The 24458-nt window shown below is 38.3% G+C and carries 20 protein-coding genes; 9 read left to right on the top strand and 11 right to left on the bottom strand.

Annotation, left to right across the window (positions count from 1 at the left end):
- The first annotated feature begins 254 nt into the window (after positions 1–254).
- The 7 genes from rne to GYM74_RS11005 all read left to right on the top strand — a co-directional run bounded on the left by rne (position 255) and on the right by GYM74_RS11005 (position 8167).
- Complete coding sequence (gene rne, locus GYM74_RS11035) at positions 255–3026, top strand: ribonuclease E (protein WP_220218257.1); 2772 nt, start codon at positions 255–257, stop codon at positions 3024–3026.
- A 75-nt stretch (positions 3027–3101) separates the two neighbouring features.
- Positions 3102–4031 carry an ABC transporter permease subunit gene (locus GYM74_RS11030; RefSeq protein WP_220218256.1) on the top strand — a complete coding sequence of 310 codons (930 nt, stop codon included), beginning with the start codon at positions 3102–3104 and terminating at the stop codon, positions 4029–4031.
- On the top strand, positions 4024–4884 hold the full coding sequence (locus GYM74_RS11025; protein WP_220218255.1) for an ABC transporter permease subunit: 861 nt from the start codon (positions 4024–4026) through the stop codon (positions 4882–4884). Before GYM74_RS11030 ends, GYM74_RS11025 begins: the two co-directional genes overlap by 8 nt.
- A gap of 2 nt (positions 4885–4886) precedes the next feature.
- The gene (locus GYM74_RS11020; RefSeq protein ID WP_220218254.1) at positions 4887–5876 is read left to right on the top strand and encodes an oligopeptide/dipeptide ABC transporter ATP-binding protein; all 990 of its coding nucleotides are present in this window, start codon (positions 4887–4889) and stop codon (positions 5874–5876) included.
- Between the two features lie 22 nt (positions 5877–5898).
- Positions 5899–6711, top strand: a complete 813-nt coding sequence (locus GYM74_RS11015) for an ATP-binding cassette domain-containing protein (RefSeq protein ID WP_220218253.1) — start codon at positions 5899–5901, stop codon at positions 6709–6711.
- A 279-nt stretch (positions 6712–6990) separates the two neighbouring features.
- On the top strand, positions 6991–7923 hold the full coding sequence (gene metA, locus GYM74_RS11010; RefSeq protein ID WP_220218252.1) for a homoserine O-succinyltransferase: 933 nt from the start codon (positions 6991–6993) through the stop codon (positions 7921–7923).
- A gap of 16 nt (positions 7924–7939) precedes the next feature.
- Positions 7940–8167, top strand: a complete 228-nt coding sequence (locus tag GYM74_RS11005; protein ID WP_220218251.1) for a hypothetical protein — start codon at positions 7940–7942, stop codon at positions 8165–8167.
- Between the two features lie 755 nt (positions 8168–8922).
- Here the strand turns inward: GYM74_RS11005 and yfaU are convergent.
- The 7 genes from yfaU to GYM74_RS10970 form a co-directional block, all read right to left on the bottom strand.
- Positions 8923–9729 (bottom strand): 2-keto-3-deoxy-L-rhamnonate aldolase, encoded by an 807-nt coding sequence (gene yfaU / locus GYM74_RS11000; protein WP_220218250.1) that lies wholly within the window; start codon positions 9727–9729, stop codon positions 8923–8925.
- Between the two features lie 54 nt (positions 9730–9783).
- Complete coding sequence (locus GYM74_RS10995; protein ID WP_220218249.1) at positions 9784–11049, bottom strand: MFS transporter; 1266 nt, start codon at positions 11047–11049, stop codon at positions 9784–9786.
- A 138-nt stretch (positions 11050–11187) separates the two neighbouring features.
- On the bottom strand, positions 11188–12393 hold the full coding sequence (rhmD, locus tag GYM74_RS10990) for an L-rhamnonate dehydratase (RefSeq protein ID WP_220218248.1): 1206 nt from the start codon (positions 12391–12393) through the stop codon (positions 11188–11190).
- Between the two features lie 27 nt (positions 12394–12420).
- Positions 12421–13179 (bottom strand): IclR family transcriptional regulator, encoded by a 759-nt coding sequence (locus tag GYM74_RS10985; RefSeq protein WP_220218247.1) that lies wholly within the window; start codon positions 13177–13179, stop codon positions 12421–12423.
- A gap of 479 nt (positions 13180–13658) precedes the next feature.
- Positions 13659–15371 (bottom strand): dihydroxy-acid dehydratase, encoded by a 1713-nt coding sequence (ilvD, locus tag GYM74_RS10980; RefSeq protein WP_220218246.1) that lies wholly within the window; start codon positions 15369–15371, stop codon positions 13659–13661.
- Positions 15372–15399: 28 nt separating this feature from the next.
- Positions 15400–16668, bottom strand: a complete 1269-nt coding sequence (locus tag GYM74_RS10975; protein WP_220218245.1) for an MFS transporter — start codon at positions 16666–16668, stop codon at positions 15400–15402.
- Between the two features lie 14 nt (positions 16669–16682).
- The gene (locus GYM74_RS10970; protein WP_220218244.1) at positions 16683–17600 is read right to left on the bottom strand and encodes a dihydrodipicolinate synthase family protein; all 918 of its coding nucleotides are present in this window, start codon (positions 17598–17600) and stop codon (positions 16683–16685) included.
- A 222-nt stretch (positions 17601–17822) separates the two neighbouring features.
- Between GYM74_RS10970 and GYM74_RS10965 the strand changes: the two genes are divergently transcribed.
- Complete coding sequence (locus GYM74_RS10965) at positions 17823–18965, top strand: iron-containing alcohol dehydrogenase (RefSeq protein WP_220218243.1); 1143 nt, start codon at positions 17823–17825, stop codon at positions 18963–18965.
- A 55-nt stretch (positions 18966–19020) separates the two neighbouring features.
- Here the strand turns inward: GYM74_RS10965 and GYM74_RS10960 are convergent, their stop codons facing one another.
- Complete coding sequence (locus GYM74_RS10960; protein ID WP_220218242.1) at positions 19021–19770, bottom strand: IclR family transcriptional regulator; 750 nt, start codon at positions 19768–19770, stop codon at positions 19021–19023.
- Positions 19771–20028: 258 nt separating this feature from the next.
- Here GYM74_RS10960 and pgi point away from each other — a divergent pair, with 258 nt between their 5' ends.
- The gene (gene pgi, locus GYM74_RS10955) at positions 20029–21678 is read left to right on the top strand and encodes a glucose-6-phosphate isomerase (protein ID WP_220218241.1); all 1650 of its coding nucleotides are present in this window, start codon (positions 20029–20031) and stop codon (positions 21676–21678) included.
- Positions 21679–21771: 93 nt separating this feature from the next.
- On the opposite strand, the gene crr is transcribed toward pgi, so the two are convergent.
- From crr to ptsH, 3 genes are read right to left on the bottom strand one after another with little or no spacing between them, the layout of a single operon-like run.
- Positions 21772–22275 carry a PTS glucose transporter subunit IIA gene (gene crr, locus GYM74_RS10950; RefSeq protein ID WP_220218240.1) on the bottom strand — a complete coding sequence of 168 codons (504 nt, stop codon included), beginning with the start codon at positions 22273–22275 and terminating at the stop codon, positions 21772–21774.
- A 9-nt stretch (positions 22276–22284) separates the two neighbouring features.
- The gene (gene ptsI / locus GYM74_RS10945) at positions 22285–24012 is read right to left on the bottom strand and encodes a phosphoenolpyruvate-protein phosphotransferase PtsI (protein WP_220218239.1); all 1728 of its coding nucleotides are present in this window, start codon (positions 24010–24012) and stop codon (positions 22285–22287) included.
- 51 nt (positions 24013–24063) lie between these two features.
- Positions 24064–24321 carry a phosphocarrier protein Hpr gene (gene ptsH, locus GYM74_RS10940; protein ID WP_220218238.1) on the bottom strand — a complete coding sequence of 86 codons (258 nt, stop codon included), beginning with the start codon at positions 24319–24321 and terminating at the stop codon, positions 24064–24066.
- Positions 24322–24458 lie beyond the last annotated feature (137 nt).

The following is a 24458-nucleotide window of genomic DNA, read 5'->3' as shown; positions in this document are numbered from 1 at the left end:
GACAAATTGCACCAATCTTTTGAATTAAAAGTTAGTTTTTGCAACCATTAGTTCTAAAGTGAAGTATCGTATTGATATTGTTTGCGTTATACAGGATTCACATAAAATAATAACAAAAATAACACAAATAAAATAATGAATGCCGTATACGAGAATATTTAGTCAGTAGCATTATTTATCATTGTTAAAATAAGCATTTATTAATAATAAAATCCTACCTACAATTAATTAAGATTAATTAAGAGTGTAGAATAATGAAAAGAATGCTGATCAACGCAACCCAGCAAGAAGAGCTGCGTGTTGCCCTTGTTGATGGCCAACGCTTGTATGATTTAGATATCGAAAGTCTTGGACATGAGCAAAAAAAAGCCAATATATACAAAGGTAAAATCACTAAAATCAATCCAAGTTTAGAAGCCGCTTTTGTCTCTTATGGTGGTGAGCGAGATGGTTTCCTACCGTTAAAAGAGATCGCTGAAAGTTATTTCCCGTCTAATATTTCTGGTCGTCGTAGTATTAAACATTTACAAGAAGGTCAGGAAGTTTTAATTCAAATTGAAAAAGAGATTCGAGGCAAAAAAGGGGCGGCGTTAACAACCTATATTAGCCTTGCCGGTAGTTATCTTGTTTTAATGCCAAACGATCCACGTGCCGGCGGTGTATCACGCCGTATTGAAGGTGAAGATCGTGATGATTTAAAACGTATCATTGATGCCTTAGAAAAGCCAAAAGGTATGGGCGTTATCGCTAGAACAGCTGGTGTGGGCAAAAGTCAGGAAGAGTTACAACAAGATTTAAATGCACTGGTTACCTATTGGACAGCCATTCAAAACGAAGCTAAAAATCACCCGGCACCGAGTTTGATTCATAAAGAAAGTGATATTATCACCCGTGCTTTTCGTGATTATTTACGTGATGATGTTGGTGATATTTTAATCGATAATCCGAAAGTGCTCGAAATTGCTAAAAAACGTTTAGTTGATTTAGGGCGGGTTGAGTATGTTAATCGTCTTAAATTGTATGACGGTGATGTGCCTTTATTTAACCATTTCCAAATTGAAGGGCAAATTGAATCGGCTTTCCAACGTGAAGTCAGGTTACCTTCTGGTGGTTCGATTGTGATTGATGCAACAGAAGCATTAACTGCAATTGATATTAACTCCGCTAAATCAATTCGGGGGAGTGATATTGAAGAGACCGCATTTAATACTAACTTAGAAGCGGCAGAAGAGATTGCCCGCCAGTTACGTTTACGTGACTTAGGTGGCTTAATTGTTATCGACTTTATCGATATGACGCCGGTACGTAATCAACGTGAAGTTGAAAACCGCTTAAAAGAGGCGATGAAAACCGATAGAGCAAGAATACAAACAACCCGTATTTCTCGCTTTGGTTTACTTGAGATGTCTCGCCAGCGATTAAGCCCGTCGTTACGTGAAGCAACGCATCATATTTGTCCTCGTTGTCAAGGTACAGGTACGGTACGGGATAACAATTCATTATCGCTCTCGATTCTTCGTTTAATTCAAGAAGAAGCGATGAAAGATAATACTGTTCAAATCGATGTGATTGTGCCGGTGCCGATCGCCAGTTACTTGCTGAACGAAAAAAGACGAGCCATTACCAATATTGAAAGAATGCATCCGGATGTCAAAATCGTCATTGCCGCTGATGAAGAAATGGAAACACCGCTTTATAAAGTGATCCGTAAGCGTACTGGCGAAGAAACTGATGTGTTAAGTTACAATCTACCGAAATTGATTCGTGAACTTGAAGACGAAGAAGAAGAGCAAGTTGCCGAAGTTGTGGTTGAACAAGCGGTCTTATCCGGTCCTAAAGTTGAAGCGTGTGGTACCGGCAAAGCGAACAACGAGCCGAAGGTTGAAAAATCGACCGGTTTATTTGGTGGTCTGTTTAGCAAAATTCGTAACCTATTTGTTGCGAAAAAACCGGAGCCGGAACCAGAGGTTAAACCGAAACCGACCCGTAAACGTGATAACCAACGTTCGAATAATCGTCGACGTAACAACAAAAATAATCATACAGCGAACAATAGCAATAATGCCGCGAGCGATGAAGTAAAAGAGACAACTCGCAGCAATAATCGTCGCAGTAAACAAAACAATAATGCGAACAACAATGCTAATGCTAATAACAATGCCAATAACAATGTTAAAGCAGAAAAAACCGTTAATGAAGCGCCGCAACCGAAGGTCAAAGAGGTTAAACCAAGACGTCAGCAACGTGCATTAACCAAAAGTGTTCGGGTAAAAAATAGCGAAGCTACCGCACCTGCTCAGCAAGAGCGTGTTGTTATTCCGTCGTTATTATTACCGGTAATTGTGCGTGATGAGACTCAAACGGCCGCATCGGACGCTCAACCTAAACGCCAACGTCGTACATCCCGTCATTTACGTATGAATGGGCCACGTAATAAGCGTCGGTTGAAAAATAATGAGCTGAAAACCTCACCAATGCCATTACCATTTGCTGCGGCATCGTTAGAGTTGGCTTTGGGTCGGGTTGCTATTGACTACAGTCAAGTGGTCAGCCAAACTCAATCAAATACACCAACACGAGTTGTGATCCCTTCACTGTTATTACCGGTTATTGTTAAACCGGAAGATGAAGTGAGTAGCAATGGGGATGCTGTTGAGCAAACAGTTGAGGTAAGTGAAGCGGTTGCGCCGCAAACAACAAAAAGCGTTGTGGCAAGTGAGCAAAAGTCTGAGCAACAAGTACCGCAACAACTCGAACTGGTATCAGAGCCTGAGCAAGAAGCGGCGACTGAAACTAAAATTGAAACTGAAACTGAGCAAACGACTGACACCACGCATTCATCAACCGGTAGCGCCTCTTCAGCAATGACCAAAGCGCCAGCGCCTGATTATGTTGTCAGTGAAGCAGAAATAAAATCACGACAAGAGTCAGATTATAATTATGCCGGTAAAGGGAATGCTGGTGGTTTAAGTGCTCAAGACCATGCTTATGCCGCCGCAGGCAAACCAATGGTATCGGATGACTAATCGATACTTCATCTAAAATAACGGTGATAATCTTCACCGTTATTTTATCAATCACTAAAGCGATAAAGATAAACAATGATTACCTATATATTTAAAAAAATAGTAACGTTTTTATTTATTATCTGCGTACTGGCTCAGATTAGCTTTTGTCTTGTCTATTTTGTTCCTCATTCCACCTTTCAAAATCTGAATTTTAGCGATGCCTATATAGCTTTTTTCAAGCAATTGCTACAAGGACAATTTAGATTGATGTCGGGTGAAACCGTGCCATTTTTACACACTTTATTAGCGACTTTTGAGCTGTGTATTTTGGCGTTAATCGTAGCGTTACTCATTGGTTTACCGCTCGGTATTTTATTGGGTCTTAGTAACATTAATTGGCTTAATAGTTCGATTCGATTGAGCTGTCTGCTATTTTATTCTTGCCCGATAGTCATGCTGGTTGTGGTGGTGATGCACTTAATATCACCAAATTGGACGGTATTGATTAACTATAACGTATCGCCTTCGGTATCCGGTGTTTCTTTGTTGGATATTTTTACTTCATCAAGAACAGATAAGCTAAGTGCGATACTTGATCAACTCCATTATCTGATGCTGCCAACAATTATACTTGCCATTCAGCCAAGTATTATGACAATTCAATTAATTAGCCAAAATGTCAAAAGTACCTCACGGCAAAATTATATTAAAATGGCGATTATTCGGGAACGTTCACCCTTTAGAGTGTTACGACGTCATTTATTACCTAATTCAATTCCGAACACGATACCGCAGTTGACCTATAATACCACGACACTGTTATTTTCAACTATGGTGATCGAAATTCTCTTTAATCGGGTTGGCTTAGGGCAGTGGGTGATGATAGCATATCGTCATCACAACTATTTTATTATCTCCATTGCTATTCTTGCTTGTGGGACAGTGATTAGTTTATTAACCCTATTAGGTGAAATAACCGCTGTTGCGATTTATCCACTGCGCCGTAAGGAGCATTATGTATAACTCAGCTAATATATTAAAAAACATTAAGTTATTTTTTAATAAGCTTCATAGTAATCTTTACTCGATTGTCGGCTTTTATGGCATATTAGCAATCACCTTTGTGGCAGTGTCGACTAAATGGTTTTTCCATGCCCATTTAAATCCAATTTATGTTGCTTCGTTACCGCCGGCATGGTGGGCAAATGGTGATATCAATCATATATTGGGCACCAATCATCAAGGGCAAGATATTTTTGATTATCTATTAATCGGTTATCGCTCCACAATGTCCATGACTTTAAAAGCGGTATTTTATGTGGTTGTAATTGGCGGGATAATTAATTATTTGATGTTTTTTGTCGCTTTTATACGGCCATTCATTCTTTTTATCTTTCGATTCTTTATGGTGGTACCGCCACTGCTGGGGGTCATTGTTGTCAGTTTATTGCTGGGAGATGATATTACCAACGTATTAATTATTATCGGTTTATCTTATGCCCCACGCTTTATTTATAATATTCATCAGCGAGTGATAAAAGAGTGGAATAAGACATACATTACCGCCTATCGACTAGACGGCTTGTCACGTTTTACCATTTTAAATCACTATATTTTGCCAAATATTTTACCGCTTTATTTAACGGAAATTGTTTCACTGTTTGGGTCAATTATCTTAGCGATGACCACTATCACTTTTTTAGGCTTTGCCAATGACTATTCACGGCCTGATTTAGGGATGATGATGTATACCATGAAAGATATTATCGACACCAACTTTTTAGCATTTTTAGCGCCGGGATTGGCTGTTTCTGCTACAATTACACTGGTTTATTTATTCAATTATGGATTATATGGCCAACGAGCAGGGCAATAATTATGGCATTGTTAGATATTCGAAATTTAACCATAGAATTTATCACGCCTGACGGTCTGTTGCGTGCCATTGATCGGGTCAATTTAAAACTGTCTGAAGGTGAAATTCGTGGGCTAGTGGGTGAGTCTGGTTCGGGTAAGAGCCTGATTGCTAAAGCTATTTTAGGGGTCACCAATCATAATTGGAAAATTTCAGCCGATAGATTCTATTTTAATGATATTGATCTGCTCAAATTGACGCCAAAACAGCGTCGTAAAGTGATCAGTGCCAATATCTCAATGGTGTTCCAAGAGCCTCAGTCGTGCTTAGATCCTTCCATGAAAATCGGGCAACAATTAATTGAAGCGATTCCTCGTCGAACGTTTAAAGGACACTTTTGGCAACGCCTATTTTGGCGAAAAAATCGGGCGATCGAACTTTTACATCGGGTTGGGATTAAAGATCATAAAGAGATCTTAAAATCTTATCCATTTGAACTAACCGAAGGCGAATGTCAAAAAGTCATGATAGCCATTGCACTGGCAAATCAGCCTAAATTACTGATTGCCGATGAGCCAACTAACGCAATGGAAGCCACAACCGAAGCCCAAATCTTTCGGTTATTGGCGAGTATGAATCAAAATATGGGGACCACCATTTTGCTCATTAGTCATGATCTACAAATGGTAACAAGGTGGACAGATCGCATTAATGTCCTTTATTGTGGTCAAACGGTAGAAGTTGCTGATAGTGAAGATCTGATCAAGTCGCCTTATCACCCCTATACTCAAGCTTTGATTTATGCGATCCCCGATTTTGGTAAATCAATGCCGCACAAAAGTCCGTTAAATACTTTGCCCGGTGTTATTCCTTCACTAGAACATTTACCGATCGGTTGTCGGTTGGGTCCTCGTTGTCCGTATGCGCAAAAAAAATGTATTCAAGCACCCGAACTTATTCCGATAAAAGATCATGCAGTTGCTTGCCACTTTCCTTTAAATATTGATGAGTAACCATAGATAGTAGGAAGATAACATGAATCCAATATTAAAAGTGCGTAACTTATCAAAGCGATTTAAGATCCCAAAAGGTCTGTTTGGGCATTTGTATATCGATGCTGTTAAACCGATATCCTTCTCATTAAACGAAGGCAAAACCTTAGCCATTATTGGGCAAAATGGCTCCGGTAAATCAACATTGGCTAAAATGTTGGTCGGTATGATTAAACCCGATAGCGGTGATATATGGATCGACGGTAGCAAAGTCGAGTATGGTGATTTCAGTTCCCGTTCTCAATTAATTCGTATGATCTTCCAACATGTTGAAAGCTCGTTCGATCCAAGGCTACGCATTGGTCAATTGCTCGAAATACCGTTAAAGTGCAATACTCAGTATGATGCTTTTGAACGGGAAAAGATGATCAGTGGCGTATTAAAACAAGTCGGACTATTGCCGGAACATGCTTCTTATTATCCGTCAGTCATGGCCGCTGGGCAAAAACAGCGTGTTGCACTAGCTCGGGCACTGATTTTAAAACCTAAGGTGATTATTCTCGACGAGGCGTTAGCCGCTTTAGATATCTCTATGCGTTCGCAGATTGTCAATTTAATGCTTTCACTGCAAGCTGAGCAAAATATCTCGTATGTGTATGTTACTCAGGATATCGGCATGATGAAACATATCAGCGACGAAATTTTAGTGATGCATAATGGCGATCTTGTCGAATCCGGCAATACCGCAGAAGTATTAGCCTCGCCATTAAGTGATATCACCCAAAAGCTGATCAATAGCTATTTTGGTGAAGCATTGACAGCCGATACCTGGCGTACCGATACACGGGCTTTTTAACCATATTTTTTAATCATTCTTTTTAACATGCACTTAAATACGTTATTTACTACGCTGTTTCACCGGTCAAATCATATCGTAATATAAGCATGATTAATCCGTGCGAATAATCATCAGTAATCATGACTATTTGTCTGATTTTGTTTGAAATATCTTATCCGAATATATCTGATAAAATTCTCGACAAACTTGCTAAAACACATTATATTTAGCTATAAAGATTTCTAGACGTCTATTTTAGAGGTTTAAAATTATTTATTGTTTTTTAGGAGTTTTGTTATGCCAATATGTATTCCTGATTCATTACCTGCTGTAGATGTGCTTCGTAATGAAAATGTATTTGTGATGACGTCGTCTCGTGCCAATACCCAAGAAATTCGACCGCTTAAGCTCCTGTTCCTCAATTTAATGCCCAAAAAAATAGAGACCGAAAATCAATTTTTACGGTTACTGTCTAACTCTTCACTACAAGTCAATATCCAGTTATTACGTATCGATCAACGTGAATCAAAAAATACCCCGGTTGAACATTTAAATAGCTTTTATTGTGATTTTGATGATATTTGTCAGCAAAATTTTGACGGATTGATTATTACCGGTGCACCATTAGGTAAAGTCGCATTTTCTGATGTGGTTTACTGGCCTAAGCTTGCTCAAATCATCGCTTGGGCAAAAGAGCATGTGACCTCAACGATGTTTGTTTGTTGGGCGGTACAAGCGGCATTAAATGTGCTGTATGATTTGCCAAAATTCACCCGTAACCATAAATTATCGGGCGTTTATCAACACCAAATTTTACAACCTAATGCGATTTTAACCCGTGGTTTTGACGATGCTTTTTTAGCGCCACATTCAAGGTATGCCGATTTTCCGATTGATAAAATTAAAAACTATACCGATTTAATGATTTTGGCCGAATCAGATATAGCCGGGCCTTATTTAATGGCAACCGCCGATAAACGTATGGCATTTGTCACCGGTCATCCGGAATATGACTCGTTTACCTTAGCCAATGAGTATTATCGGGATTTGAAAGCAGGAATAAATCCGGATATTCCTTATAACTATTTTCCGGAAAATAACCCCGATTTAACCCCCAAAGCAACATGGCGAAGCCATGCTTATTTACTCTTTAGCAACTGGCTTAACTACTATGTGTATCAATTGACACCGTTTGATTTAACCACTCGTAATTTGACGATTGATGATTAATTTTTAATGATATGGTTTGGCTAAAGTCCGTAATAGAAGATATTTAAAAAATATTTTTGTTTATGATAAAGGTATAAATCAATCGTTATTAAGTCTATCTGAACCGGAAAAAATCACGAATGTAGGTAATTTAGTTGATAGTTGTGTGATAGTTCACGTACTCACATTTGATGAAAATGAAGAAGCACCCGGACATTACTATCGTTGTATAAGTCCAAATGGTGAACAATATGAGATTAAATAAATTTTAAGGATGATTATTGATGCTAATAATTGTTGTTTTTATCTATTATTTTATATCAATCACCACTCTTTGGATTTGTTATTATTTTCGGCGTTTTACTGAAAAAGATTATAAATATAATAATAGTTTGAGATGGAAACGCCGATTTGCAATTATATTGACATATGCAATGGTTTTTTTTCAAATAACAGTTTGTAGCGAACGTAAAATTTTTTTTTACACAATCGATAATTATTTTATTCTTTATTCAGCTTGCTTTTTTATCATAGCTGCTATTTTTGCAACAAATTGGGTGGAAACAATAAGACATCCTTTTAATAGAAATAAAAAAATTAAATAATATTTTTTTACACTCACATTTATTCAATCACAATCATTTTATCTGTTACAGTCGTTGATATCATTATTGATATCGGGGCTATTATCATAGGTAAATGATACATTTTTATGGTTTTTTGGATTAACTTCGATTGTTCTATTTGGGTATTTTCGGCTGTATGCTTGTTGCCGTTGTTTAGCTACTCAATAACTATTTTTCGATTGTGTCGTAACGGTTGATGAGTGTTAGTAAATTGTGCTTAGCTTGTCTGCCATGATCTACTCGCACATTTGCATAGCAAAATTAACGGTTAAAGCCTAGGAAAAACCCCACTGACGCCTTTTGGTTATTCAAATTTAAAAAAATCGAGTTTACCCATAGGACTGGGGTTTATTTTTTTTCTTTGTTTTTTATGTAAGTTGGCTATCTTTCTTAATTAATAAGAAACATTAGATGATTGATTTGTTTTTTCTAGCTGTTTAAAGTGGCTTAATCTTTCATCAAGCGCTTGCATATACAGCATGGTATCTACACCAACGGCGACGAAATTTGCTCCCCATGAAATACATTTTTTGGCCATTTCGATATCGACCGCTAAAAATCCTGCCGCTTTACCTAATTGCCTAATTCTTTTGATCGTTTTTTCAATGATTTTTTGCACTTCTTCATGTCCTGCATTGTCGGGATAACCTAAGGAGGCGGACAAATCGGCTGGACCAATAAATACCCCGTCAATGCCGTCAGTCATCACAATTTCATCGAGATTTTCTAATGCTTTTTTACTTTCTACTTGCACCAGCAGGCAAAGCGAATCGTTCACTTTTTGCATGTAGTTTTCAATTTTTCCCCACCGGGCGGCTCTTGCCACGCTCGCCCCAACACCGCGAATCCCTTCCGGCGGATAACGTGTTGCTGAAACGATTTCTTTAGCTTGTTTGGCCGTTTCGACCATGGGAATTAATAATGTTTGTGAGCCAATATCTAAAATCTGTTTAATATTCGATTGCTGACCTTCTAAAGGGCGTACGACCGGATGCGCTTTATATGGAGCAATTGCTTGAAGTTGTGTCAGTAGTGTTTGTGCGGTGTTTGGTGCATGCTCACCGTCAATAAGCAACCAGTCATATTGTGATGTGGCTGCAATTTCAGCCATATAGGATGTTGCGGACGATAACCAAAGCCCAATTTGTAAATTTCCCTTTGTAATTTGTTGTTTAAATTCGTTTTCCAATAAATTTTTCATTGTGTTATTCCAAATTTTTAGGAGCTTATTGATAAAATCAATAAGCTCAGTTTATTAACTATTTTTGTTAGTCTGTTTTAGCATAAATATGGTTAAGGTACCGATTATCGTGATTAACGCCAAAGTGAGTAAACCAGCCATATTGTTATTAAAAACTGTTTCGGCTTTTACACGGATAATTGGCGCAAAAAAACCACCAAATGCACCAAACATGTTGATAAAGCCGATACCAGCGGCAAGCGCTGCGCCGGATAACAGATTAGTTGGTATCGTCCAAAAAACAGGTTGCACGGCAATAAAACCAATAGCGGCAAAACACAGCGCAATAATTGCAATGGTAGGGCTGGCAAGGGCTGAAATCCCGATGCCTAAACCGGCGATGAGTAGGGTTATTGCGGCGATATTTCGTCGTTCGCCTACTTTGTCAGAATATCGCGGAATAAAATAAGTGCCAAATAGTGCGGCAATCCATGGAATGGCTGCCACTAAAGATGCTTTAAATCCAACCGTTGTTCCCATTAATTGGGCAACTTGAGTGGGTAAAAAGAAAATAAGTCCATAAACACTTATTTGAATTATCATGTAGATAATGGCCAGATGCCAAACGGTAATATTACTGATAGCATCGATTATTTTAGATGTCGTTTTTACACTTTCTTCGGATGATAATTTTGCTTGTAATGCCTGTTTTTCATTTTCATTGAGAAATCTGGCATCACTGATGTTGTCATCAAGATAAAGGAAGGTGATAACACCGGCTATCACGGCAAGCACGCCTTCGATAATAAACATCCAGTACCAACCCGGGCGATCTAAAAAGCCATGCATTTCTAACAAAGCGCCGGATAGCGGTGATCCAAATGTGAGCGCTAAAGGTGCTCCCATATAAAATAGCCCCATTATTCCGGCACGATACTTTTGCGGAAACCATTGCGAAGTTAAGTAGATCATACCGGGGAAGAAGCCCGCTTCAGCCATACCCAGTAGTACCCGTACCGCTAAGAATTTCCATTCACAATCTGCATAAGCCATTGCTGCGGATAAAAAACCCCATACTAAAGTTGTTCCACCAATCCAATAGCGGGCGCCAAATTTGCGCATTAATAAATTGGCCGGTGCACCTAAAAAAGCATAAGCGACGAAGAATATTCCGGCGCCAAGCGCAAATGCTTCGTTACTTAGTCCGGTATCTATTTGATAGGCAGATTTAGCAAAACCAATATTTGCACGATCTAAAAAAGCTAATACATAAAGCACTAACATAAATGGTACAAGTCTTAAACGGGTTTTACTTACCGCTTTTTCAAGAATATTAGACATAAAAACCCCCCTCTCCATACATATGATAGAGATGTAGATAGTGTTCATATGAAGAAGATTATTGGATCTTACATTGCAGTTTTAACGTTTTTGTAAAACTGCAATCATTAATCAACAATCGTTTTTTTCTTCATATCATTAATGAGAATAAGGACGAATGAATTTACATTCACGATTTAATTCAACACCAAAACCCGGTTTATCAAGCACTGATTTATGAATTCTTCCATTCACAGGAACAGGCTCATCAATCAGTATTGGATCAAATTGAGGGCGTAGCGTTGAACAATCGGGGCTTGTCATTAAAAATTCACTAAATGGGGTATTGGTAAATGTTATTACTGCATGGTGGGAATACACCGATGAACCATGAGGCACAACCAGTTGTCCTTTTGATTTTGCAATGGCTGCAATTTCCAGTAACGTGGTTAAACCGCCACACCAGCCAACATCGGGTTGCATGATATCAATACCTGTTTCAGATAATGTTCTAAATGATTGAATTGTTCCATGATGTTCACCGGATGTGACCATCATTCCCGGTGGGGCATTGCGTTTTAATTCCCGGTATCCTTCATATTGTTGGGGAGGTAAACACTCTTCGATCCATTTTAAGTTATAAGGCGCACATGCGTGAGCGAGTTTTGTTGCATAGTTGACATCTTGACTCATCCAGCAATCTAGCATTAACCAAAAATCTTCACCGCATGCTTTACGCATTTGGGCAACCATTTGCGCATCTTTCTCTATTCCTTGATCACCGTCATGCGGTCCCCAATGCGTTGGCATCTTACCGCCAATAAATCCCATTGATTTGGCTAAATCCGGACGAGCGCCGGTTGCATAAAATTGAATTTCATCACGGACGGCACCGCCTAATAACTTGTATACAGGCAGATCCGTGACTTTTCCAAACAGATCCCAAAGGGCAAGATCAACGCACGATATGGTGTTCATCACTAATCCACCCGATCCGGCGTAATACATGGTTGCGTTGAGCATTTGATCATGAATTAATTTGATATCAGAAACACATTTTCCTTCAACAAATCGATTTAGGTGTTTTTCTACAATAAAACATCCCATTTCTCCGCCGGTTGATACGGCAAATCCTGTTTGACCATTATCAGCTTCAACTTCAACAATCAGTGTGCCAAGGACATTAATACCAAAAGATTGACGCGATTGTTCATACTCTTTATACTTACTCATTGGCGTGGCGATATGGTCGTCGATCCAGTGGTGGCCGCCCTGATCGTGATAGTCTGCCCCGCCGCTCCCTTTTTCGGCGGTTGCTCCTCCCATAAAATAAGCCCTTATTTCTTTTATTTTAGGTAGTTTCATCTACTTTCTCCTTTTGTGTTACAAAAATTATTCGTACATAAGACAGCCCAACTCTTTTGAGATATCTTTTGCACACTCCTTAATTTTAGTTGTGATTTCCGGTATGACTTTATCGGTTATTTGAAATGTTGTTCCTACAGCAGATATGGCCGCTGCGATATTGTTTTGTGCATTAAATATGGGAGCAGCTATACATCTTATATTGATATAATCCTCTTGATTATCAAAACTACAGCCTTGTTGACGAATCTTTGCTAATTCTGTATGTAAGGCGCTGGTGGTCATGATTGTATTTGCGGTTTTTTGTTCGAAGGACAGTTGCTTAACAATTTCGGCTATTTTTTCACTAGGTTGGAATGCTAATAAGCATTTTCCGACGCCGGAACGATAAAGGGATACTTGTTTGCCGACATAAGAACGCACACTGATTGTGCTGTGTGATTCACATTTCAAAATATAGTAAGCGGTATTGTTGTCTAAAATGCCCAGATGAGTTAAAAGCCCGGTGTGATTGGTTAATCGGGCAAGATGTTTTTTGGCTATTTCTCTTATATCAAAACAATTTGAAGCCAGTTCACCTAACTCAACTAATTTTATCCATAAAAAATAATCACCGTTCTGATCTTGTTTGATAAATTGATACGATTTTAGTTCTTCTAATAATAGATAAGCGGAGCTCTTAGGTATTTGTAGATTACTGATTATTTCGGCGGCACTACACTTTCCTTTAGAAGCGATTAAAGTCAGAATTTTAACTGTTCTTTGTAAAGCGGGTACTTTAGACATACATTCCCATATATTGTACTTTTATCCTGTATATTGGATAAGTCGATTTTACGATTATCAAATTCCGGAACAACTATTTGATTGCATAATTGTGAACTTGATCATAAAAAATCTATAATTAACAAATGGTTATTCCTCTATATTGGAATTTTTGTTGTTATTCCAATATAGAGGAATTTCAGCAAGTTTGATTGATTAAATTTTTTGTTTGTGTTTTGTCTTAAATTAAATTGGTTTTAGTTAGAATCGATTTAGTGGTAACAAATAAGATCATTTTTAGTAGATCTGTTTCTATTTAAGGTTTTATCGGCTAAACCGTTTTAAAAAGTTTGTATCAATACGCTGCATTTATTTAGTATCTGTTTGCCGATAGGATCTTCTATATCGCTATGGGCGGTATTTTATCGCTGTTGCCTACTGTAAATACGATCTTGACTTAAAGTGCCACGAATGTTGATAGGTGGCACTTTGTGTTATTGTTATTCTATATATGCACCCGCCATTAATGATTTAGCTTTTTGGGTATATTGCTTAAACACGCCTTTTCGGTTGGAATAATCCGGTGGCGTCCATTGTTGTTTTCGTTGAGAAAATATTTCAGCAATTTCTTGTGCAGATTTCATTTCGCCATTAATACCAATAATATTGAGTTTTCTTGCGTGGACATCAATTTCGACAATATCATTATCTTCAACAAGGGCAATTGGACCGCCTTCAGCCGCTTCCGGCGATACATGACCAATACATGGCCCATGTGTCGCACCTGAAAAACGACCGTCAGTGATCAACGCAACACTTCCATTGAGACGTTTATCAAAGACAATCGCATCCGTGGTCATTAGCATTTCTGGCGCACCTGATCCTTTTGGTCCTTCATAACAGATAAAAATAACATCGCCAGGGTTAACCCGATTATTAATAATAGCTTCTTGAGCGGCTTCTTCAGAATTATAAACTTTTGCCGGTCCTGTATGTTTATGCATATCAGCACTACAAGCCGTGTATTTGATAACGGCACCGTCCGGAGCAATATTGCCTTTTAAGACGGCGATAGATCCCATTTTTTCTTGGTTAGGTTGGCGGATTAAATCATTTCGTTGTAATTTGTAATTATGCAAATAGCCCAAATTTCGGTCAAAGAAACCGGTTTGCTGCATCATTTCCAAATTATCACCTAATGAATGTCCGGTCACGGTCATGACATCCAGATCAAGTAAGTCTTTAATCATCCATTGCACCATAGGGATACCGCCGGCGAACCATAATAATTCGGTGACATATTGTCCGCTAGGTTGTACATTGGTGAGGTAAGGTACGGTATTGTTGATTCGATCAAAGACATCTGCTGTTAACTCGAAGCCTGCTGCATGGGCAATTGCCGGTAAGTGAATGAGCGCATTGGTACTACCACTGATTGCTGCGTGGACTTTTATGGCATTTTCAAATGCTGCGGGTGTAAGGATTTTACCTGCTGTTATCCCTTCTTTGGCTAGATACATGGCATGGTGTCCGGCCGACCTGGCCATTCTTCGAATTTCAGACATGGTCGATGGCGCTAATGCACTTCCCGGAAGGGCTAATCCCAGCGCTTCGGACATACATTGCATGGTACTTGCGGTACCCATAAATTGACATGCCCCAGCGGTAGGACAACCACATCTTTGTAAGGTTTGAATTTGTTTAATATCAATCTCGCCTTTTTTATATTGTGCAGTGGCACCGCCTAAGTCTGAGGTTGTCATATTGGGAGCAGGGCGCATTGATCCGCCCGGAACATGCACTAATGGTATATCAAGTCGTGCTGCGGCAATAAGATGAGCCGGTACAGATTTATCACAACTTGAAATAAGTACCGCGGCATCATAGGGTATGACCGATCCATGAATTTCGACCATATTTGCGATAGCTTCTCTTGATGCTAGTATATAATTCATGCCGTCGTGACCTTGCCCCCAGCCGTCACATATATCGGTGACATGACTACGTACAGAGCGTCCACCCCGCTCATGTACACCAAGCATAACTTCATAACCTAAACTATCGAGGTGATAACTTCCGGGGTGGCTTTCTCCATAACAGTCGTCAATTAGCACTTGTGGTTTTTCAGTATCTTCAACGGTATAATTCATTCCCATTCGTAATGCGTCTAATTGTGACCATAGATCCCTGGCAAATTTACATTTCTGTTGCATAATATCCTCCAATGCAGTTTTAATTTTTTTATTTTGTTGGTTTTGCGGTGATAGCCGGTAGCGTGAACAATAACAGTATTGCCATAATTAACGCCCCAACTAAGGTATACAATCCTGCATTTTTACTTACAGTTACGGTTAATAAACCAACAAGGTATGGACCGATAAATCCGCCTAGATTACCTAGCGCATTGATTGTTCCTCGTACTCCGCCTAACACATTTGCCGGGAATAATAATGGGGGTAAAGTCCAAAATGGACCGGCATACGCTTGTAGGAAAAAGCCACATAAAACCATCATTCCATAAGCCAGCCAAGTGTAATTTTCTAATAATATTGATAACGTTAAACATATCGCAAATCCAATCATTGGAATGGCGGTATAGAGTCTACGATTCAATGTTTGGTCACATAATTTGGCAATATAATATTGTCCGAAAATACATAAAATGTATGGCGCTGCGGTTAATAGCCCTACAATAGACATACCACTACCGGTCAATTGTTTAATTAACATTGGCATCCAAAGGGCAAAACCGTAAAAACCGATTTGGAAGAAGAAATAGATGGCCACCAGTTTCCATAAGTTGATACTGCTTAATACGGTTTTGACACTGGCTTTATCATCTAATTTTATCAGCGCTTTATCTTTGGCAAATTGTTGATTTAACCAATCGAGTTCTTTTGGATCGAGCCATTTAGCTTGATGTGGATAATCACAAACCAGTGGCATCCAAACAAACAGCAATGCTAACGAGATAATGCCTTCAATGATAAACATCTCTCTCCAGCCCCAAACTTCAATTAACCAGCCAGATAACGGACCGGTAATAATAGATGCTGCCGCTAAATTCATTTGGAAAAACGCTATTGCTCTAGCTCTTTCATGGTTAGGAAACCAATGCCCAATTAATGCTAATATAGCCGGATAAACGCCACCTTCAGCAACTCCCAATATAAAACGGATGATTAGTAGTTGAATCGGATCACGCACAAACCCTGTTATCGCCGCAAAACCTCCCCAAACAACAATCGTCCATGCAATAAATTTTTTGGCGCTGTATCGTTCAGCTATTTGACCACCCGGAATTTGTAAAAAGATATAACCAATGAAAAAGATTCCTGCGACAAGACCGGCAAACGATGCTGTCATACCTAAATCTTTATTCATTCCGCCTGCAATACCAATGGCAATATTGGTTCTGTCCATGTATGCCACTATATACACCAAAATGGTTGCTGGAATGATATGTTTCCAACGACCTTTAGGAATGGTTTTATTTTCAATATTATTCATATGGATCCCTCCAATTATTTATTGATAATAGGAATTTGTGCCGACTTTAATAGTTCAACTAATAAGTCTTGTTTGTTGTTTGGTAGTTTTTTTACCGGCGCTAAAACTTCAGTTGAAATATCGATACCGGTGAGTTTGATCGCTTGTTTAATAACAGCAAAAAATGGGGTTTCAATTGCATAAATAGGCATCAATTTTGCTAATTGACGTTGTAATGTAAATGCGGTTTCATAATCCTTTTGCTTGAACGCTTTATAAATTCCCTTGGTAATTTTAGGGGCAAAGTTAAATGTAGCCGGAATACCGCCATGACCACCTAAAATCAGCGTATCTAGCATATACTCGTCAAATCCACTGAAGATGATAAAATCAGGCCGGAAAGCATGCACTTGGTTGATCACTTCCCGTGTATGGCTAATGTTATCAATGGTATCTTTTAGCCCGATAATATTTGGCACATCCTTTGCCAATCGGGTAATGATATCTATACCAATATCTTGACCGGTTAATGCGGGGAAATTGTAAAGTAGGATCGGTATATTAATATTTTCAGCGACAGTTTTATAATGGTGATAAATTGCCTCACTATTCAATAAAGCATAATAAGGATTGACAACTAAAACGGCATCAGCGCCGATTTGAGCTGCATGTTGACCGTATTCAATTGTTTCTTTGGTACTCGGGCTGGATATACCAATCATGACCGGAATACGTTGCTTGATATGCTTAACCGCAAATTCAGCCACTTCAAATCGGAGTTTAGGTGGCATATGACAAAACTCACCACCGCTACCTAAAATCAAAACTCCGTCAGCTTCATTGTTAATCAGATGATCTAATAAATTAGCCATCCCTTTTTTATCAAGATCCCCGTGTTTATCGACGATTGTCGGAACGGGTGGGAATATTCCTTTAAATTTTGCCAGACTCATTTTTTCTCCTTTGTTCATCATATAGAACTTTATTTCTTTGTCTTGAACGGATTATTGGTGAAAAAATTTTCAATTGCAATCCGAAAATTTAAAAGAAAACAAATTTTGTGATCCTCCTCTCATTGTAAAAATTATTTTTTTTGCATGTTTATTTTTTCCGTATAATGAAATTAAGTTCTTTTCTAGGAATTATTTAAGATGTTATTAATTTAAGAGGTAAATATGATTTATTACATTCCGCCGGTTAATTTATTAGGCAAAGGTTGCCTGTCTGAATTAGGTGTACCCGTAAAAAAATTGAATTGCAAAAAGGCATTTGTGGTTAGCGATAAGTTTTTATTTGGTAATGGTACGGTCGATAAAGTCGTTGATATTTTAGAAAAAGAGGGTATCGAATCAGTTATTTTTTATGATGTGAAACCTAATCCAACCGTTGCCAATGTTGAAAATGCACTCAAGTTATGTCAAGAATCGGCATGCGATTTTATCGTCTCAATCGGTGGCGGTTCTCCACAAGATTGTGGTAAAGCCGTTGCGGTTTTGGCGACCAACGGTGGCAAAATTACCGATTATGAAGGGATGCATAAAAGTAAACAAAAATGTTTGCCTATTGTGGCAATAGCAACCACAGCGGGCACTTCTGCTGAAGTCACCATTAATTATGTTATTACCGATGAAAGTAGACATGTAAAAATGATTATGGTCGATCCTAATACGCTGGCATCAATAACCGTTAGCGATCCGGATTTAATGATTTCCAAACCTGCCAACTTAACCGCTGCAACCGGTATGGATGCGTTAACTCATGCAATTGAAGCGGTGGTTGCTAAAGGGGCGATGGATGTTACTGATTCAACAGCATTATATGCTATCGCTCAAACCTTTAAATATTTAGCCAGAGCGGTTAAAAATGGTAATGATATTCAAGCCAGAGAGCAGATGAGCTATGCCTGCTTTTTAAATGGTATCGCTTTTAGTAATGCCGGGCTAGGCAATGTGCATGCTATGGCGCATCAATTAGGCGGGCTTTATGATTTACCGCATGGTGTTTGTAATGCGATGCTGTTGTCGGTAGTTGAGAAAGAAAATGCTAAACATGCACCGCAAAAATTTAGAGTGATTGCACAAACCATTGGTTTTGATACAAAAGATAAAAGTGATCAAGAGTGTGTTGATTATGTGATTAAAAGAATTGAAGATTTAGCGCAAGAAGTCGGCATTCCTAAATCGTTGAAGGAGTTAGGTGTTAATAATCCTGATTTTGAATTATTAGCTGAAAATTCAATGAAAGATGCCTGTGCTGGTGCCAATCCGGTATTTTTTGATAAACAAAAACTGATTGAGCTATTTAAGCAGATCGCTTAATAATGTATTGAGTAAAAGCGTTAAAATAATATTGAATCGTTATGATTCAATATTGTTAAAACTTATTGGTTAGCTGTTGGCAGGCTTTACGGACGAGCTCTGAGTATTTTTCGATCTTCTCTACCGGTAGCTGAAAAAGAACGCCGGAAATACTTATCGCCGCAATTGGTTCATGATTTTTATTAAATATCGGCGCTGCGATACAATGTACGCCTTTTACATCTTCCTGGTTATCATAAGCCCAACCTTGCGACCGGATTTTAGCCAGCTCTTTTTTTAACTGTTTTTTGCTGGTTATGGTGGTGTCGGTATATTTGGGCAATTTGTCTTCGGGTATCAGTTGGTCGATTTTCTCATCCGGTAACCAAGCTATTAAGGCTTTACCAATACCTGAACTATGTAATGGTAATTTTTTGCCAATCCAGGTACGAATGCCAATTGCCTGATCATTTTCAATTTTAGCAATATAGACAGAATAGAGCCCGTCAAGAACACCTAGATGACAAGTTAAGTTGGTTTGATCTCTTAATTTAGTCATCAATGGCTGAGCGATTTGGGTGATATCGAACTGTTCCAACGATTTATCACCCCATTGATGCAATTTTAATCCAAGATAAAACTTATTTTGATCTTGACGTAAGATACCATGCATAACTAATGCATTAAGTAGTGTTGAAGTACTGCTTTTAGGTAAACTAAGGTCTTGAAATATTTGACTAAAAGTTGCACCTTTATGACTATCTAAATAATCACAAATGCGAACGATTTTATCTAAGGCTGGTACTAGCGTCTGAATATTGGGCATGAAATATCCTAATATAATAATCTACGAAATTTATTTATTTTATTGGTTATCATTCGTTAGAAAATCTTTTTTTGAAAGGTTAAATGTATCAAATATCTTATCTTTAACATTATATTCAAGTTATTTGATTAGGAAAAGAAAATAACTTTTATTATTTTTTCTACTTACTTCATTTTGAAGGATAAATCCTTATCTTGCATCATGTTATGCATAGTTATATCATGGTTAATAGTGCAATATTATTTAAGGAATAAGTTTATGTTAAAGTCAATTGATCCAACTACCACCTCTTCTTGGAAATCCCTTCAAGCAAGCTATCAACAACAAAAAGATAAAACCATTGCCCAAATCCTCAAAGAGGAGCCAAACCGAGTTGAACAACTCAGTATCCCTTTTGAAGATGAGTTTTTGGTTGATCTGTCTAAAAACCGTATTACTCAAGCAACCCTTAAGCAACTTTATCAGTTGGCTGATGAGTGTGATTTAAACGGCGCAATTAATGCGATGTACAGCGGTGAAAAAATCAATCGCACTGAAGATCGTGCTGTTTTGCATGTAGCATTAAGAAATGTGTCTAGTACGCCGATTTATGTTGACGGTAAAAATGTCATGGATGAGGTCAATGCAGTATTAGCAAAAATGGAATCTTTCAGTAAAAAAGTCATTAGCGGTGAGTGGAAAGGTTACACCGGTAAAGCAATTACTGATGTGGTAAATATCGGTATCGGCGGTTCAGATTTGGGGCCGGTGATGATTACCGAAGCGTTACGCCCTTATAAAAATCATTTAACCATGCACTTTGTTTCAAATGTTGACGGGACACATATTGTTGAGGCACTTAAGGGCTTAAATCCGGAAACGACCCTATTTTTAGTTGCTTCTAAAACGTTTACCACACAAGAAACGATGACCAATGCCCAAACCGCACGTGACTGGTTGCTTGATGCTGCTAAAGACGATAAAGCAGTTGCCTTGCACTTTGTGGCGCTTTCAACTAACGCCAAAGAGGTTGAAAAATTCGGTATCGATACCGCTAATATGTTTGAGTTCTGGGATTGGGTTGGAGGTCGTTACTCTTCTTGGTCGGCAATCGGTTTATCGATTGTGTTATCCATTGGCTTTGATAATTTTAAACAGTTTTTAGCGGGTGGTCATGCCATGGATAAGCACTTCCAAAGTGCACCGATTGAAAAAAATATTCCGACGCTGCTTGCTTTAATTGGTATTTGGTACAACAACTTTTTTGGCGCAGAAACTGAGGCTATTTTACCTTATGATCAGTATATGCACCGTTTTGCTGCCTATTTCCAACAAGGCAATATGGAGTCAAATGGTAAAAGCGTTGATCGTAATGGTAAGAAAACAACGTATACCACAGGCCCAATTATTTGGGGTGAGCCGGGTACTAACGGGCAACATGCTTTTTATCAATTAATTCATCAAGGCACAAAATTAATTCCTTGTGATTTTATTGCACCGGCAATCAGCCATAACCCAGTTGGTGATCATCATCCTAAATTATTATCTAACTTCTTTGCGCAAACAGAAGCGTTAGCCTTTGGTAAAACCGCTGAGCAAGTTGAACAAGAGTTTATTGCTGCCGGTAAAAAACTCGATGACGTTAAGTCGATAGTGCCATTTAAAGTTTTTGAAGGTAATAAACCGACCAACTCTATTTTAGTGAAAAAAATCACGCCATATACTTTAGGTGCATTAGTGGCGATGTATGAGCACAAAATCTTCACGCAAGGCGTTATTTTAAATATCTTTAGCTTTGATCAGTGGGGCGTTGAATTAGGTAAACAGTTAGCCGGTCGAATTTTACCTGAACTTGCGGATGATAAACCCGTTAGCTCACATGATCAGTCAACCAACAGCTTGATTAATCAATACAAAAAATGGCGTTAAACCAATTATTTGAACTCTGTGTTTGAGTTTTTGCAACAAAAAACCTTCAGCGAAAACTGAAGGTTTTTTTATGAGTAGTAACTTTTTGCGATGTTATTTTTTTACACGCATAATTGGTGTTTTACCTGCCTCAACAGAGCCAGATAACTTAGTCAGTTCAACAACAGTTTCCATATTAGATATCACAACTGGTGTTAACACTGATTTGGCTTTGCTCTCAAGTAATGGCAGATCAATTTCAATAATTGTATCGCCAATTTTTACTTGTTGCCCTTCTTCTGCAATACGAGTAAAGCCTTCACCTTTAAGCTCAACAGTATCGATACCAAAGTGAACAAATAGCTCGATACCCTCGTCAGATTCAATTGCAAATGCATGATTTGTCTCGAAAATCTTGCCAATTCTACCATTTAATGGTGCAACAATTTTATTACCAGACGGTTTGATAGCTACGCCATCACCAACGATTTTTTCAGCAAAAACCACATCTGGTACATCTTCGATTTTGACAATTTCTCCACTTAGTGGCGCAATAATTTCGATGCTATTTTTGCTACCATCGGACACAAATTGCTTAATTTTATCGAATAGACCCATTATTGTCTCCTAACAGATTTGTTTTTCAGCGGTATATTTTTCAATTAAATCAAGAATTTCTTTCGCTGTTGCTTTTTCTAATGCATTTTCAGCAAATTTCTTCGCTTCTTCGTAATTGGTGTTACGAATCAGTTTTTTGATTTTTGGAATTGATACCGCACTCATACTAAATTCATCAAGTCCCATACCGAGTAGTAAAACTGTTGCTCTTTCATCGCCAGCAAGTTCACCACACATACCCGTCCATTTGCCTTCTTTGTGAGAAGCATCAATAACATTTTTAATTAATGTTAACACTGACGGTGACAGTGGGTTATACAGGTGAGAAATTAGCTCATTACCACGGTCAACAGCAAGGGTGTATTGGGTTAAATCGTTAGTTCCGATACTAAAGAAGTCAACTTCTTTCGCTAAATGGCGAGCTATCACCGCAGCAGCCGGGGTTTCAATCATAACACCGATTTCAATACCCTTATCAAACGCTTTACCTTCAGCGGTGAGTTGTTCTTTAAGAATATTAATTTCAGATTTTAAGATACGGATTTCTTCAACCGATATGATCATCGGGAACATAATACGTAATTTACCAAATGCAGAAGCACGTAAAATAGCACGTAACTGCGCATGTAAAATCTCTTTACGATCCAGACAGATACGGATTGCACGCCAACCTAAGAATGGATTCTCTTCTTTTGGCAGGTGCATATAAGGGACATCTTTGTCACCACCGATATCCATTGTACGCACAATGACGGATAAACCTTTAGCCGCTTCAGCCACTTCTTTGTAAGCTTTGAATTGTTCTTCTTCATTTGGATACGCATCACGATCCATGAATAAAAATTCAGTACGATAAAGCCCCACACCTTCATAGCCGTTACGCTCAGCTCCGGCAATATCACGAACAGTACCGATGTTGCCACAAATTTCGACTTGGTGACCATCAAGCGTGACCGCAGGGAGATCTTTTAATTTGGCTAACTCTTCTTTATCACTGATGTATTTTGCTTGAACTTGTTTAAGTTTTTCTTGAGTGGCGTGATCCGGGTTAATATAAATTGCGTTGTTGATCGCATCTAAAATAACAAAGTCACCTTGTTTAATCATTTGCGTTGCATTTGATGTACCAACAATGGCTGGAATTTCTAATGAACGTGCCATAATTGAGGTGTGCGAAGTGCGTCCACCAGCATCAGTAATAAAGCCTAATACCATGTCTAAATTAAGTTGCGCTGTTTCAGACGGTGTTAAGTCGGTTGCCACTAAAATACATGGTTGGCTAATCGCACTTAAATCAACGATTTCAATGCCTAAAATATTTTTTAGTAATCGCTTACCAATATCACGAATATCAGCTGCACGCTCTTTTAAATATTCGTCATCTAAATTTTCTAGCTCTTTTGCTTGGGTTTCAAATACAGCTTGAACTGCGGCATCAGCACTTGAATGTTTGCTTTTAATGCGAGAGATAACTTCTTGCTCAAGATCTTCATCTTCAAGAAGCATAATATGACCTTCAAATATGGCTGCTTTATCTTCGCCTAAAGTCGTTTTTGCTCGTTCCATAATCGCATTAAGTTGCTCGCTTGATTTTTGACGAGCTTGTTTAAAGCGGTCTATTTCAGCATCGATTTTGTTATCAAGAATTGGCCTATTATTGATCACAATAGGTTCTTCTTTTAATAATAGCGCTTTTGCAAAAGCGATACCCGGAGAAACAAGTATACCTGATACCATAACATTTAATCCTTATTCAATATTAAAACCGTTTATAGCTTATTGGGAGTTTTATTCCAATTCAGGAATTAATTTTACTAAATGATTTACTGCTTCTTTCTCGTCTTCACCTTCAGCAGAAATTGTAATTGTTGTCCCTTGTGTTAAACCTAAAGTTTGCAATTTAAATAAACTTTTAGCACTGGCACTTTTACCGTTTGAAGTGACGGTAATTTCAGCGTTAAAGTTTTTTGCTTCTTTTACAAATTGTGCAGCAGGGCGGGTATGAAGACCGTTAGATGCAGTAATGGTTACATCTTGCTTGTACATAGTATTTTTACTCCCAAAAATATTTTCATTTTTACACAACCAATATAAATAAAAACAGCTAGAAAGGCTAGTAAGATTTGATAGATCTTTTACAATTAATCAATCTTATTTACACTTCTATTGCTAAAGCTAGCTGA

It is taken from the genome of Gilliamella sp. ESL0405, from assembly GCF_019469205.1.
Classification (GTDB): Bacteria; Pseudomonadota; Gammaproteobacteria; order Enterobacterales; family Orbaceae; genus Gilliamella.
This window is presented reverse-complemented; position numbering and strand designations above follow the sequence as displayed.

What these genes read in the sequence shown, in the direction of transcription:
- rne (WP_220218257.1), top strand. Translation starts at nt 255, where the DNA reads ATGAAAAGAATGCTGATCAACGCAACCCAGCAAGAAGAGCTGCGTGTT.
- GYM74_RS11030 (WP_220218256.1), top strand. Translation starts at nt 3,102, where the DNA reads ATGATTACCTATATATTTAAAAAAATAGTAACGTTTTTATTTATTATC.
- GYM74_RS11025 (WP_220218255.1), top strand. Translation starts at nt 4,024, where the DNA reads ATGTATAACTCAGCTAATATATTAAAAAACATTAAGTTATTTTTTAAT.
- GYM74_RS11020 (WP_220218254.1), top strand. Translation starts at nt 4,887, where the DNA reads ATGGCATTGTTAGATATTCGAAATTTAACCATAGAATTTATCACGCCT.
- GYM74_RS11015 (WP_220218253.1), top strand. Translation starts at nt 5,899, where the DNA reads ATGAATCCAATATTAAAAGTGCGTAACTTATCAAAGCGATTTAAGATC.
- metA (WP_220218252.1), top strand. Translation starts at nt 6,991, where the DNA reads ATGCCAATATGTATTCCTGATTCATTACCTGCTGTAGATGTGCTTCGT.
- yfaU (WP_220218250.1), bottom strand. Translation starts at nt 9,729, where the DNA reads ATGAAAAATTTATTGGAAAACGAATTTAAACAACAAATTACAAAGGGA.
- GYM74_RS10995 (WP_220218249.1), bottom strand. Translation starts at nt 11,049, where the DNA reads ATGTCTAATATTCTTGAAAAAGCGGTAAGTAAAACCCGTTTAAGACTT.
- rhmD (WP_220218248.1), bottom strand. Translation starts at nt 12,393, where the DNA reads ATGAAACTACCTAAAATAAAAGAAATAAGGGCTTATTTTATGGGAGGA.
- GYM74_RS10985 (WP_220218247.1), bottom strand. Translation starts at nt 13,179, where the DNA reads ATGTCTAAAGTACCCGCTTTACAAAGAACAGTTAAAATTCTGACTTTA.
- ilvD (WP_220218246.1), bottom strand. Translation starts at nt 15,371, where the DNA reads ATGCAACAGAAATGTAAATTTGCCAGGGATCTATGGTCACAATTAGAC.
- GYM74_RS10975 (WP_220218245.1), bottom strand. Translation starts at nt 16,668, where the DNA reads ATGAATAATATTGAAAATAAAACCATTCCTAAAGGTCGTTGGAAACAT.
- GYM74_RS10970 (WP_220218244.1), bottom strand. Translation starts at nt 17,600, where the DNA reads ATGAGTCTGGCAAAATTTAAAGGAATATTCCCACCCGTTCCGACAATC.
- GYM74_RS10965 (WP_220218243.1), top strand. Translation starts at nt 17,823, where the DNA reads ATGATTTATTACATTCCGCCGGTTAATTTATTAGGCAAAGGTTGCCTG.
- GYM74_RS10960 (WP_220218242.1), bottom strand. Translation starts at nt 19,770, where the DNA reads ATGCCCAATATTCAGACGCTAGTACCAGCCTTAGATAAAATCGTTCGC.
- pgi (WP_220218241.1), top strand. Translation starts at nt 20,029, where the DNA reads ATGTTAAAGTCAATTGATCCAACTACCACCTCTTCTTGGAAATCCCTT.
- crr (WP_220218240.1), bottom strand. Translation starts at nt 22,275, where the DNA reads ATGGGTCTATTCGATAAAATTAAGCAATTTGTGTCCGATGGTAGCAAA.
- ptsI (WP_220218239.1), bottom strand. Translation starts at nt 24,012, where the DNA reads ATGGTATCAGGTATACTTGTTTCTCCGGGTATCGCTTTTGCAAAAGCG.
- ptsH (WP_220218238.1), bottom strand. Translation starts at nt 24,321, where the DNA reads ATGTACAAGCAAGATGTAACCATTACTGCATCTAACGGTCTTCATACC.